The organism is Streptomyces sp. AM25 (genome assembly GCF_058146165.1).
On the sequence record NZ_JBKIWN010000133.1, the window covers coordinates 341,471 to 353,904 of the forward strand.

At 70.3% G+C, this 12,434-nt stretch carries 13 protein-coding genes; 8 read left to right on the forward strand and 5 right to left on the reverse strand.

What is annotated here, in order from left to right:
* Positions 1–7: 7 nt before the first annotated feature.
* Complete coding sequence (locus ACLHRZ_RS38895) at positions 8–208, reverse strand: DUF397 domain-containing protein (RefSeq protein WP_490423305.1); 201 nt, start codon at positions 206–208, stop codon at positions 8–10.
* The gene (locus tag ACLHRZ_RS38900) at positions 198–1,031 is read right to left on the reverse strand and encodes a helix-turn-helix domain-containing protein (RefSeq protein ID WP_490423306.1); all 834 of its coding nucleotides are present in this window, start codon (positions 1,029–1,031) and stop codon (positions 198–200) included. The genes ACLHRZ_RS38895 and ACLHRZ_RS38900 overlap by 11 nt, the downstream gene beginning before the upstream one ends.
* 115 nt (positions 1,032–1,146) lie before the next feature.
* Here ACLHRZ_RS38900 and ACLHRZ_RS38905 point away from each other — a divergent pair, with 115 nt between their 5' ends.
* The 3 genes from ACLHRZ_RS38905 to ACLHRZ_RS38915 all read left to right on the forward strand — a co-directional run bounded on the left by ACLHRZ_RS38905 (position 1,147) and on the right by ACLHRZ_RS38915 (position 2,582).
* On the forward strand, positions 1,147–1,332 hold the full coding sequence (locus ACLHRZ_RS38905; protein ID WP_490423307.1) for a hypothetical protein: 186 nt from the start codon (positions 1,147–1,149) through the stop codon (positions 1,330–1,332).
* Entirely contained in the window at positions 1,329–1,949 is a 621-nt protein-coding gene (locus tag ACLHRZ_RS38910; protein ID WP_490423308.1) for a methyltransferase domain-containing protein, read from the forward strand. The genes ACLHRZ_RS38905 and ACLHRZ_RS38910 overlap by 4 nt, the downstream gene beginning before the upstream one ends.
* Positions 1,950–2,363: 414 nt before the next feature.
* The gene (locus tag ACLHRZ_RS38915) at positions 2,364–2,582 is read left to right on the forward strand and encodes a hypothetical protein (protein WP_490423309.1); all 219 of its coding nucleotides are present in this window, start codon (positions 2,364–2,366) and stop codon (positions 2,580–2,582) included.
* A gap of 26 nt (positions 2,583–2,608) precedes the next feature.
* On the opposite strand, the gene ACLHRZ_RS38920 is transcribed toward ACLHRZ_RS38915, so the two are convergent.
* The gene (locus ACLHRZ_RS38920; protein WP_490423310.1) at positions 2,609–3,175 is read right to left on the reverse strand and encodes a GNAT family N-acetyltransferase; all 567 of its coding nucleotides are present in this window, start codon (positions 3,173–3,175) and stop codon (positions 2,609–2,611) included.
* A gap of 184 nt (positions 3,176–3,359) precedes the next feature.
* On the opposite strand from ACLHRZ_RS38920, the gene ACLHRZ_RS38925 reads away from it, so the two are divergent.
* From ACLHRZ_RS38925 to ACLHRZ_RS38935, 3 genes are all read left to right on the forward strand, one after another.
* Positions 3,360–3,701, forward strand: a complete 342-nt coding sequence (locus ACLHRZ_RS38925; protein ID WP_490423311.1) for a hypothetical protein — start codon at positions 3,360–3,362, stop codon at positions 3,699–3,701.
* A gap of 296 nt (positions 3,702–3,997) precedes the next feature.
* A complete protein-coding gene (locus ACLHRZ_RS38930) occupies positions 3,998–5,617 on the forward strand; it encodes a M4 family metallopeptidase (RefSeq protein ID WP_490423312.1) in 1,620 nt (539 codons plus the stop codon).
* A gap of 140 nt (positions 5,618–5,757) precedes the next feature.
* Positions 5,758–6,252: a hypothetical protein gene (locus ACLHRZ_RS38935; protein ID WP_490423313.1), complete on the forward strand. Its 495-nt coding sequence runs from the start codon at positions 5,758–5,760 to the stop codon at positions 6,250–6,252.
* Positions 6,253–6,261: 9 nt separating this feature from the next.
* Here ACLHRZ_RS38935 and ACLHRZ_RS38940 read toward each other — a convergent pair whose 3' ends face one another.
* Entirely contained in the window at positions 6,262–6,939 is a 678-nt protein-coding gene (locus ACLHRZ_RS38940; protein WP_490423314.1) for a pentapeptide repeat-containing protein, read from the reverse strand.
* A 162-nt stretch (positions 6,940–7,101) separates the two neighbouring features.
* Here ACLHRZ_RS38940 and ACLHRZ_RS38945 point away from each other — a divergent pair, with 162 nt between their 5' ends.
* Complete coding sequence (locus ACLHRZ_RS38945) at positions 7,102–8,595, forward strand: MFS transporter (RefSeq protein ID WP_490423315.1); 1,494 nt, start codon at positions 7,102–7,104, stop codon at positions 8,593–8,595.
* Positions 8,596–8,918: 323 nt separating this feature from the next.
* Here ACLHRZ_RS38945 and ACLHRZ_RS38950 read toward each other — a convergent pair whose 3' ends face one another.
* Positions 8,919–10,025 (reverse strand): aminopeptidase P family protein, encoded by a 1,107-nt coding sequence (locus ACLHRZ_RS38950; protein WP_490423316.1) that lies wholly within the window; start codon positions 10,023–10,025, stop codon positions 8,919–8,921.
* A 250-nt stretch (positions 10,026–10,275) separates the two neighbouring features.
* Here ACLHRZ_RS38950 and ACLHRZ_RS38955 point away from each other — a divergent pair, with 250 nt between their 5' ends.
* Positions 10,276–12,423: an MMPL family transporter gene (locus tag ACLHRZ_RS38955; protein ID WP_490423317.1), complete on the forward strand. Its 2,148-nt coding sequence runs from the start codon at positions 10,276–10,278 to the stop codon at positions 12,421–12,423.
* The last annotated feature ends 11 nt before the right edge of the window (positions 12,424–12,434 follow it).

Sequence of the window (12,434 nt, forward strand, 5' to 3'; positions counted from 1 at the left end):
CAAATAGTTACAGCCCCGCGCCCCTTTGGGGCGCGATGAATGCGGCCCACGCCGCGGCGGGGAACGCCAGGGCCGGGCCATGAAGGTTCTTGGAGTCCCGCACCGGGACCACACCGGGTATGTTGTCCGCGACTTCGAGGCAGTTGTTGCCCCCCTTTTCGTCTCCGGCCCCGCTGTAACTGCTCTTCCGCCAAGATTCAATGTTCATCGGCGTACTCCTCCGCCACCGATTCGATCAGGGACAGGGACGCTTCCGGCGAGAGCGCCGCGGCCCGCGCGAGATCGTAGGATCGCTGACACTGGGCCACCAGCGCCGGATCGTCCAACAGGTTGCCTGTCCTGTGGCCCTCGCAGTAGGCCGCAGGAGGCGCGTCATCAAATGTCATCAGGGTAAGTGACCCATCCACCGGAGGAACTCCGGCATCGAACGGCAGAACCTGCAGCCCGATGCGCCGTTCACGCACCAAGGATGCAACGTGCATCAGCTGCTCGCGCATCACGGCGGCACCTCCCACTCGACGCCGCAGGACACTCTCGTCAAGGACGGTCCACAGCAACGGATTTGTTGGATCATCAAGGATCCGCTGCCGATCAAGCCGTGCAGCCACCCTCGACTCGATGTCACCGTCCGGCGCGAAGGGGAAACTGCCCAGGAAGATTGCCCGAGCGTACGCCGCCGTCTGCAGCAGGCCGGGCACGAACAACAATGCGTACTCGTAGATGCCGGTGGCCAGACTCTGCAGGTACGCGGTCTCGGCGAAGCAGTCCGCATACGGCGAACTGTCGATCACCTCCTCCCACACCCGCTCGAAGAACCCATCGGTCCCCAGCACGGCATCGATCCGCTGCGCCACATCCAACTGCGGCTTGCGAATCGCCGTTTCGAACTGGCCGATGTACGAGCCGGAGCAGAACACCCGCATCCCCAGTTCCTGCTGCGTCAGCCCGGCGGCCTCGCGGCGACGCTTCAGCTCCCTGCCGAAGAAGCCCCAGCCGATGCGGGACTGCCCGAGCCACCCACCTTTGGCCACAGGGTAACTCCCCTCCATTACAGGGGTGTTGCACGGCGCGCCCCTCTCCCGACCATAGCCCCGCCCCGCCACCCTGTGAGCACACCCCGCAATCACAACTCGAAGGAGGCGTTCCGTGACCTACCGCGTGGGGGCTTACGTCGTCGACCAGCGCACCGGCGCGCTCGCGCAAGTGATGGGACACGTCGGGCCGCGCGTGCAGATCAGACGGCCCGACGGCGGACGTGAATGGGAGGCGCCACCGCACGCCCTGCGGCTCGCGACCCGGGACGAGTGCGACGCCGCGGGGGTGCGCCCGTGACGCAGCAGGCCACCGAAGTACTCGGCGACACCGCGCGACTGGTCGCGCAGGCCGTACCGGGGGCGGTGATCGTGGTGCCGTGGGGGACGCCGTTCGGGGAGCACGGCGCGCTCGCGCGGCTCACCGTGAGTGGTTACGGTGCGCACCGGCGCGCGGAGGGCCGGTTCACCGGGCCGGTCGTGCTCGCCCCGGCGCCGTGCCCGGCGCAGCCGCGCAACGTAGTCGCGGAGGGCGATGTGTCCATGACTGCGGTCACCGAAGCGGAGTTCTGTGACCGCAGTCCGCTCTCGTTCGCCCTCGGCGTCCGGTTGCCGCACTGCCGCCAGGAGGTGGCGTACAAGCGGCGCGGCACGCGGCCGATCTGGCTGCACGGGCTGGACGGTACCGAGGAGCGGGGCCATTCGTGGGCCTGTGTGATGTTCCGTGACGACACCGCCGAGGCGCTCGTGTGGCAGGGCGGCCCGCGTCGCCTGTGGGACGAGGCCGAGGAGGTGTACGCCTGGTGGGTCCGCCAGGGCGAACCGCGGCACGACCGCTTCGGTCTGACCGTGACCCGTACCGGTCACTCCGTCTGGCTCGACTCCCCCGGAAACATGGTCGGTCCGCGCGCGCGTTGAGCGAAGATGGAGCTATGGGCAAAGACGCGGCCGAGGCGCTCCGGAGGATCGCGGAGGCAGTCGAGCGGGAGCGCGACGACAGCACCCGCCGCTGCCCGACGTGTGGTGCGCAGACGCGGGTCGTTGCCACGGAGGAAGTAACGACGGGAAGCAGCAGCCCGCCGGCTGTCAATGTGAGAGCGGAGTGTGATCGGAAGTGCGCGAGCCTGCCATAGCCCGGCCGCTGGGAATCACGTGCCCGAACGGGGAGTGCGGCGGAACGATGACCAGACACGGTGACGTGTACGTCTGCCCCAAGTGCGGTTACCAGCTCTGATCCGTCTGATCCGTCTGATTTCCTTGTCGATTGCAGGACCGCACCACCGGAACCGGGGCCGGGCCCCGGTTCCGGACCGCACCGAACGAACGGCCCTCATGACAGACCGCAAGTCCTCTCCCCCGCCACGCGGTGCGTTCGCCTGCCAGTGGTGTCAGGGCACCGGCTTCGCGGCGCGGGCGGCCGCGTACGTCTCCGGCATCGACCCCTTCGGCGGCCCGGCCGAGACCGTACGGCGTGCGGGGCAGTGCCTGCACTGCCGGGGCACCGGGGTGTACGACTCCGCGCTGGACCCCACGCTGGACCACCCTGAGTAAGGCGTGGCCGGGATACGGCGCGGCACTCACCACAGCCTGTCGATCCCACCCGGGTAGAGCGCGATGCGGCTGTTGTGGAAGGTGTCCGCGTTCCGCTGCGCTCCCTCCGTGAAGAAGGCGCCCAGGGTGATCATGTCGAACTCCGGGGCGTCGCTGGGCAGAGGGTCCTCCGGCGTCCCGCCGATGAGCACGGTTCCCTCCAGTACGTCCCAGCCTGCGCTCCCGTAGAAGCCCCGCAGTGAGCGCTCGCAGGTGAACAGCCCCACGTCCGCGCCGCGCGCGGCCATCTCCGTGCGTGCTGCGGCCACGAGCTGCCGCCCGTGCCCCTTGCCCCGTTGTGCCGTGTCGGTGACGACCGCGCTGAGGCCGGAGGCCCGGTAGGTGCGGCCGCCGTGGACGATGTCCTTGCTGAGGATGTCGAGCGTGGCCGGCACGCTCCCGTCCGGCGCGACGAGCAGCATCGCGACGGGCCGCAGGGCCGGGTCGTGCGGCCCGCCGCCGGGCCAGGCCTGCTCGCGCAGGGCCTCGGCGCGGGCGAAGAGCTCCGCCGGTATCCCGCCGTCCTCGTAGACGTGGATGCGTACGTCGGTCACCTTCGATCTCCTCTCGTTGATCGCTGATCGGAGAGTAACCGAAATCACCGGCTCCGCCCACGAGTTGTGACCGTACGTAGTGGTCACTCGTTGACCGGCCATCTGTGCCGTCGCAGGCGGCCGGCCTGCCGGCCCCCGGCGGGCACGCGCGCGTGCCGCTGCCGCTGTTCCTGCCACGGACTCGGTGCCGACCGGCATCGGCGAGACCGTCTCCGGCGCGGCGGCCGGTCTGCTGGACGGGGGCCTGGTGGCCCCCGTCCTCGCCCTGGCCGCCCGCGCCTGGCCGCACTACGCCTTCGCCCGCATCGTGCCGGCGGCCCGCGGCCGGCTCCCGTGGCGATTGCAGACATTCCTCGCCGACACCCACCGGCTCGGCATCCTGCGCCAAGTGGGCCCGGTCCACCAATTCCGCCACGCACGGCTGCAGCACCGTCTCGCAGAATGGGATGCAAGCCTGCCGAGACCGCGTTTCCAACCGGAACCGTACGGTTCACTTCCCGCGGCCGCGCGCGACCGTAACCTCTGACTCACCCCCCGTCATATCCGGTCCATACCGTGCGGGTAGATTTCCGAACATCGAGGCCAAACGGGCGGTCCGGCACTTGAACGGCCGATGACATTTCAAGTCATCGCCATTACCGCACAGTTCACCGCATAGCGGATTCCTCGCCCCGCCCTTCGGATAACGGCAGATCACATCCTTGTTGCGCCCCTGCCAATGACGGGCAATCGGTGGCACGCTCGAATCAATTCGCTCCTGCACCACTCCTGCATCAGGGCAGTCGACGTGGGCTGCCCCAACCCCCCTCATAGGAGACAGAGTTGAGAAGCGTCACCGCCACCCCCCGCAAGAACTCCCTGCGCGCCGCAGCGCTCGTCGCCTCCGCCGCCATGGTCGTCGTGGGCGTCCAGGCCGGCTCGGCCGGCGCCGCCACCGGGAGCCGTGACAGCGGCGGGCTGCCGCTCGCGCTGTCCGCGGGACAGAAGGCCTCGGCCATCGAGGACGCACAGGGCTCGGCCTCCACGACCGCGGCGAAGATCGGCCTCGGCAGCAAGGAGAAGCTGGTCGTCCGCGACGTCGTCAAGGACGCGGACGGCACGGTGCACACGCGCTACGAGCGCACCTACGACGGCCTGCCCGTGCTCGGCGGCGACCTGGTCGTGCACGAGACCAGGAGCGGCGCGCGCAGCGTGACCAAGGCGACCGACGCCGAGATATCCGTGCCCACCACGAACCCCCAGGTGGCGCCGTCCGCAGCGAAGAAGAGCGCACTGAGCGTCGCCGCCGGCGCGCAGAACAGCAAGACCGACTCGCAGGCTCCGCGCAAGATCGTCTGGGCCGCCGAGGGCAAGCCGGTCCTGGCGTACGAGACCGTCGTGAAGGGCGTCCAGAAGGACGGCACCCCGAGCAAGCTGCACGTCGTCACCGACGCGGCCACCGGCAAGAAGCTCTACCAGCACGAGGCCATCGAGACCGGCGAGGGCACCAGCACCTACAGCGGCAAGGTCCCGCTGACCACCACCAAGTCCGGCTCGGGCTACGAGCTCACCGACGGCTCCCGCGGCGGCCACAAGACCTACAACCTGGCGCAGGGCACCAACGGCCAGGGCACGCTCTTCACCAACTCCAGCGACGTGTGGGGCGGCGGCGCCCAGACCGCGGCCGTGGACGCGCACTACGGTGCCGCGGTCACCTGGGACTTCTACAAGAACGTGCTCGGCCGCTCCGGCATCAAGGGCGACGGCAAGGGCGCGTACTCCCGCGTCCACTACGGCGACAACTACGTCAACGCCTTCTGGGACGACGAGTGCTTCTGCATGACCTACGGCGACGGTGAGGGCAACTCCCACCCGCTGACCGCGCTCGACGTGGCCGCCCACGAGATGACCCACGGCGTCACCTCCGCCACCGCGGGTCTCGAGTACAGCGGCGAGTCCGGCGGCCTCAACGAGGCGACCAGCGACATCTTCGGCAAGGCCGTCGAGTTCTACGCGAACAACAAGTCCGTCCCGGGCAACTACTTCGTCGGGCAGCAGATCAACATCAACGGCGACGGCAAGCCGCTGCGCTACATGGACCAGCCCAGCAAGGACGGCCGTTCCAAGGACTACTGGTCCTCCAGCCTCGGCGGCCTGGACCCGCACTTCTCCTCCGGCCCCGCCAACCACTTCTTCTACCTGCTGTCCGAGGGCAGCGGCGCGAAGACGGTCAACGGCTTCAAGTACAACAGCCCCACCGCCGACAAGTCCAAGATCACGGGTATCGGCCGGGACAAGGCCATCAAGATCTGGTACAAGGCGCTCACCACGTACTTCACCTCCACGACCAACTACAAGGCGGCCCGCACCGGCACCCTGAAGGCCGCCACCGACCTCTACGGCGCGAACAGCGCCGAGTACAAGGCGGTCGCCGCCACCTGGACCGCGATCAACGTCAAGTAGATCGACGCCCGGTAGCCGCACACAGCCGGCCACGCACCTCACGAACGTCCCGCAGCACCCCCCACCCCGGCGCCCGTGTTCCCGCCGCCACCCAGACGGCGGGAACACGGGCGGCGCGTTTCGTACGTACCATCGGAAGCGTGATCGACCTCGGCTACTCCCTCTCCCGCCGCTTCCCGGACCCCCCGCAGACGGACTACCGCACCGCTGACGTGCACACCCTGCGGCACGACCTCTTCTGCGGCGACGTCTACCTGGCCGACGTCAAGGCCGACCGGGAGCTGTCCACAGCCTGGGGATGGGTGCCCGTGCTCGACTTCGCCTGGGCCCTGTGCGACGTCATCGAGCAGCTCGACCAGGACCCCCGCGGCAACCGCTCGGCCAATACCCAGTTCGCCGAGCTGGACTTCACCGAGTCCGCCGACTGCCTGGTCTTCGAGCGCCGCTTCGGCTGGGTCGACGTCACCGCCGACTGGGCCCCGGACGAGCCCCCGCTGACCTTCAACCACCGCACCCTGCGCCGTGAGGCCCGCGACTTCCTGCACGACCTGACCGCCGACCTCACGGACATGCACGAGGGCCTAGCCGACAACCCCGCCGTCTGGGACCTGCTCGCCCGCTTCCCCCGGGTGTGACGCCGCCGGCTACCCCTCCCGCTCCTCCTCCCCCTCCACCCGGACCCCGAGGTGCGCCGCGAACGCCGGGGCCAGACCGAGGAGTTGGACCGGGCTGACCACGGCCCCGGACAGCCCCTCGATCCCCCGCGCGATGTCCAGCTCGGCCACCTCGCGCAGATCCACGTCCGTCATCCGCGCCCCCGTGAAGTCCACGCGGCGCAGCACGCAGTCCCGGAAGACGACCCGCTCCAGCCGGGCCCCGCCGAAATCCGCCTCGGAGAGCACACATCCCTCGAAGAGGACGTCCCTCAGCTCCGCCTGGCGCAGGTTCACGTAATCGATCTTGCCGCCGCGTATCACCACCCGCTCCAGGACCGCGCCGTGCAACTGCGTACCACCGAGGCGGGCGTCGCGCACCTCCACGTCGCGCAGCGACGCCCCGGCGAGATCCGTGCCGACGCCGCGCACCGCGTCCAGCACGCAGTCCGTGAACCGCGCCCGGCGGAGGCGCGTCTCGTCCAGCGCACAGCGGACCAGCGCACAGTCCATGAACCGGGCACCCCGCCCGTCCTCCCCACCGAGCCCCGCCTCCGCGAACTCGACGCCTTCGTAATCCCCCTCGGGCTCCAGCCCCGCCCCCTCGTAGGGCTGCAGCGCAGGCAGCCGCACGTCGGGAAGCCGGGGGCCGGTCTTCTTCGCGCTCATGCCTCCCACGGTGACACGGGGCACTGACAACGCCCCGGCCGAGCGCGGAGGGGAGGACGCGGAGGGAAGCGAGGAGGAAAAATACGTCAATCCGACAAGCGAGGCACCATGATCCGGTCCTAATCTGGGAGACCGTACGTTTTCGGCCACCCAGGGGGTCGCATGCGCGACACGGACCAGCCCTTCATACCCGAGCCCCCGTCCACCCCCGGCCGCTGGTGGGTCCTGGTGATCATCGCCATGGCCCAGCTGATGGTCGTCCTCGACGCCACCATCGTCAACATCGCCCTCCCCTCCGCACAGCGCGCCCTCGGCATCTCCGACGGCAGCCGGCAATGGGTGATCACCGCCTACACCCTCGCCTTCGGCGGGCTGCTCCTCCTCGGCGGGCGCGTCGCCGACCTCGTCGGGCGCAAGCGCACGTTCATGACCGGACTCGTCGGCTTCGCCGGCGCCTCCGCGCTCGGCGGGGCCGCGCACGTCCCCGGCATGCTCTTCACCGCGCGCGCCCTCCAGGGCTCCTTCGCGGCGCTCCTCGCGCCGTCCGCGCTGTCCCTGCTGACGACCACGTTCACCGACCTCAGGGAACGCGGCAAGGCCTTCGGCATCTACGGTGCCATCGCCGCCGGCGGCGGTGCCATCGGGCTGGTCACCGGCGGCCTGCTCACCGAGTACCTCGACTGGCGCTGGTGCCTCTACGTCAACGTCCCCATCGCCCTCGTCGCCTTCGCCGGAGCCGCCTGGCTGCTGCACGACCACCGGCCCTCCCGGGACGGCCGGCCGTCCCTCGACATCCCCGGCGTCCTGCTCGGCTGCGGCGGCCTCGTCACCCTCGTCTACGCCTGCAGCGAAGCCGAACCCCACGGCTGGAGCAGCCCGTTCGTCCTCGGACTGCTGGGCGGCGGCGCACTGCTCCTGACGGCGTTCGCCTGGTGGCAGACCCGCGCGCCCAGCCCCCTGCTGCCACTGCGCATCGTCCGCAACCTGAACCGGATCGGCGCGCTCATCACCATGGCGCTCACCGTCATCGGCATGTTCGGCATGTTCCTGTTCATGACCTACTACCTGCAGGTCGTCCTCGGCTACTCCCCGGTCCGCACCGGCCTGGGCTTCCTGCCGCTGACCGGTGCCCTCGTCGTGTCCTCCACCCAGCTCTCGGCCCGGCTGCTGCACCACCTGCCGCCCCGCACGCTGATGGTCCCCGGCACCCTGCTCGTCGCCGCCGGGCTCTTCCTGCTCACCTTCCTGCCGGTCGAGCCCGCGTACGCCTCCCACGTCCTGCCCGCCGAGATCCTCGTCGGCCTCGGCATGGGCCTGGTCTACATGCCCGTCATCGCCACCGCCACCGCCGGCGTGCCGCCACGCGACTCGGGCATCACCTCGGCCACCGTCAACACCTCGCAGCAGGTGGGCGGTTCGATCGGCACCGCACTCCTCAACACCATCGCCACGTCCGCCAGCGCCACGTACAACGGCTCCCTGAAGCAGGGCATCGTGCACGGCTTCGACGTCGCCATCGGCTGGGGCTCCGGCATCATGCTGCTGGCCGCCCTCATCTCGGGGCTGCTGGTCACGGCACCGGCCCCGAAGCACCAGGTCGCGGCGCGCAGCACGACGAAATCCAGTGGCATGTGCGACTGCCCGCCACCATCCTGACGCCGTCAGATCCGGATCGGAATGGGCCACGCACTCGGACATCATGCGCCGGGTGCTGTAAGGGGTTTGGGGCCCCGGTCCCGCCCCTTCGCCGTTCCTGGGGCTGCGCCCCAGACCCCCTTTCGCGGCTACCGCCGCTCGTCCTCAAACGCCGGACGGGCTGAAATCAGCCCGCCCGGCGTTTGAACCTGCAGTCGATTTGCGGCTCCGCCGCGCGGCGCGCGCAGCGCGGTCCAGGCCCGGGGCACAGCCCCCGAAACGGGGGGCTTGGGGGCATGCCCCCAAGAAACGGCGAAAGGGCGGGACCGGGCCACAAGCCACCCTCACCCCACCACCCGCAACCCCCGCCCCGTGTTGTTCAGCCTCCGCGCCCCGGACTCGGTGCACACCACGATGTCCTCGATCCGCACCCCGAACCGCCCCGGCAGATAGACCCCGGGTTCGATCGAGAAGGCCATCCCCGCAGCCAGCGGCAAGTGCTCCCCCTCCACCAGGTACGGCGGCTCATGCGTCGTGACGCCGATGCCGTGCCCCGTCCGGTGGATGAAGTATTCGCCGTAGCCCGCCCGGCGGATCACCTGGCGGGCCACGCGGTCGACGTCCTGGCAGGCCACGCCGGGGCGCACCGCCTCGAAGGCCGCCTGCTGGGCCTCCCGGACCAGGTCGTGGACCTTGCGTTCCTCCGAGGTCGGCTCGCCCACGTGCACCGTGCGGGTGGTGTCGGAGCCGTATCCGTCCAGCAGGCCGCCGAAGTCCAGGACGACCATGTCGCCGTTCTGGATCATCCGGTCACCCGCCTCGTGGTGCGGGTTGGCACCGTTCGGGCCGGAGCCCACGATCGTGAAGTCGACCTGGCTGTGGCCGTGTTCGCGGAGCAGCCGGTCGAGGTCGGCGGCCACCTCGCGTTCGCGCCGCCCGGCGAACGGCAGCTCCGCGATCCGTTCGAACGTGGCGTCCGCGGCGGCGCCCGCCGCGGCGAGCCGCTCGATCTCGAAGGCGTCCTTGACCGCCCGCAGCATGGGCAGCGCCTCGGTGAGCGCCGCATAGTGCGTCCCGGGGCAGGCCCGCTGGAAGGCCAGCAGGTGCAGCGCCCAGGTGTTGTCGGAGACCCCGTAACGGCCCTGCGGCTCCAGCAGCTTGGCGGCGGCCGCGTGCGGGTCCTCGCCGTCCGTCCAGCCGCTGATGTCCAACGCTCCGGCACCCGGAGCGTGTTCGGCGTCCGGACGCTCCAATTCCGGTACGAACAGGCGGGGCTTGTGCCCGGGGAGGAGCAGCAGGGCCGTCAGCCGCTCCGTGTCCGCCGGGACCCGGTAGCCGCTGAGCCAGACCAGGTCGGGACCCGGGGCGACGAGCAGGCCCGCCAGCCCTTCCTGGGCGGCGGCCACGACCGCCCGTTCCATGCGTGCGCGGTACACCTCGACATCCGTCATGGGGGCAGCGTAATCCGCCCGCAGGCGGTCGGCAGGGCGGTCTCTACCCCACGGGTGAGCCGCCCTCCTCCCCCCGGAGGAGAGGGCGCCCCACCTCAGGACCGATTTCCCCGCGCCTCACCCTGATTCACCCGGAATCCGTTGTTTCCGGGGAACCCGGCTCCCTAGCGTGAACACGCCCAGGCCGCACGTCCGTGCGACGTTCGCACGACTCCCCCGGCCGCGTGCACCACACCCGTGAAGGAGCACCATGTTCCAACGAGTCGGGCGGTTCGCCGTCCACCGACCGTGGCTCACGATCCTGGGCTGGGTCGTCGCAGCCGTGGCCCTCGCCGTGCTGGCCCCGGGGCTCAAGTCCACGACGGACGAGGCGGAGTTCCTGCCGAAGCACTACGAGTCCGTACAGGTGGCGAACCTGCAGAAGAGCGCGTTCCCGCAGACCGAACAGCCCGCCTCCATCGCGGTGTTCCAGCGCTCCGACGGCGGCCGGCTCACCGCGGACGACCGGCGTGACGTGATCACGGTCGCGGGGGACCTCCAGGCGAAGCACCGCGCGGAGATAGCCAAGGTGGAGACGGGCCCGCAGGCCGTCTCCCCCAACGGCGAGATCGCCCTCGCGAACATCGTCGCGACCACCAAGGACACCTACGACAAGAAGCTCACCGACTCCGTCAAGCAGCTCCGCGAGGATGCCAAACCCCTGCTGGGCGGCACCCACTTGAAGATGGGCATCACCGGCCAGGTGGCCACCAACGTGGACTCCCAGGAGTCCTCGGGCAACACCGACGCCATGGTGATGAGCGCGACCCTGCTCCTGATCATCGTCCTGCTGCTGGTGATCTTCCGCAGCCCGCTGATCGCCCTGCTGCCGGTGATCATCATCGGCGTCGTCTTCATGGTCGCCATCGGCCTCATCGGCACCGCGGCCTCGCTCGGCGACCTGAAGGCCGACAGCTCGATCTCCCCGATCCTCATCGTCGTCCTCTTCGGCGTCGGCACCGACTACCTGCTCTTCCTGCTCTTCCGCTACCGCGAGCACCTGCGGGCCGGGCAGGAGCCCAAGGAGGCCCTCGTCGGCGCCGTGGCCCGGGTCGGCGAGACCATCGCCTCCGCGGCGGGCGCCGTCATCGTGGCCTTCCTCGCCCTGCTGCTGTCCACGATGGGCATGATGCGGGCGATGGGCCCCTCGCTGGCCATCGCCGTCGCCGTGACCCTGGTCGCCGCCCTCACGTTCGTCCCCGCGGTCTTCTCGCTCCTGGGCTCCAAGGCCTTCTGGCCGTCCAAGGCGTGGCGCAAGCAGCCGCGGAACCGCTTCGCGAACGGCGTCGGCGGCCTCGTCTCCCGCCGGCCCGGCCTCGTCGCCCTGGTCTCCGCCGGGGTGCTGGCCGCCCTCGCCGTGGGGGCGCTGTCCTTCCGGCCCGAGTTCGACACCTCCAGCCAGATGTCCCAGAAGCTGGAGTCCGTCCAGGCCATGAAGGACCTGCAGCGCGGCTTCTCGGCCGGCCAGTCCGACCCCGCGATGGTCTACCTGAAGTCCGCCGACGGCTCCCGCCTCGGCAAGACGGCCATGGAGTCCTTCCGCACCCGCCTCGCCGGCATCGACGGCGTCGGCCAGGCCGCCCCGGGCGTCCCGAACCCGGACGGCACGGTCGCCCAGTACAGCGTCGTCCTGAAGTACGCGCCCACCAGCGACAAGGCCATCGAGCTCGCCGGCGGCACCCTGCGCGACCAGGCCCACGCGGCCGCGCCCGCGGGCACCACGGCCCTCGTCGGCGGCACCTCGGCCGTCCTCGCGGACGTCAAGAACGCCGTGGACCACGACTACACGGTCGTCTTCCCGGTGGCAGGCATCGCGATCATGGTCATCCTGGGGCTGCTGCTGCGCAGCCTGGTGGCCCCCTGGTACCTGATGGCCGCCGTCGCCCTCGGCTTCGGCGCCACGCTCGGTTCGACGGTCTGGCTCTTCCAGGGCCTCCAGGGCAAGCACGGCCTGCTGTTCATGCTGCCGGTGATCATGTACCTCTTCGTGGTCGCCATCGGCACCGACTACAACATCCTCATGGTCGCCCGCCTCCGCGAGGAGGCCCGCCGCGGCACGGCCCCGCGCGAGGCCATCCGCACCGCGGTCACCCGCTCGGCACCCACCGTCGCCTCGGCGGCGATCATCCTCGCCGGCACCTTCGGCGTCCTGATGCTCGCCGACAACTCGATGCTCCAGCAGATGGGCTTCGCCGTGGCGTTCGGCATCCTGCTGACCGCCTTCATCATGGCGATGCTGCTGGTCCCGACGGTCACCTCGCTGCTCGGTCACAAGGCCTGGTGGCCGGGCCACCAGGACGAGCCCGTCGCGCCCGCTCCGGCCGACCGCACGGGCGAACTGGAGGAAGTACGCCCGTAGACGCGCCGTGG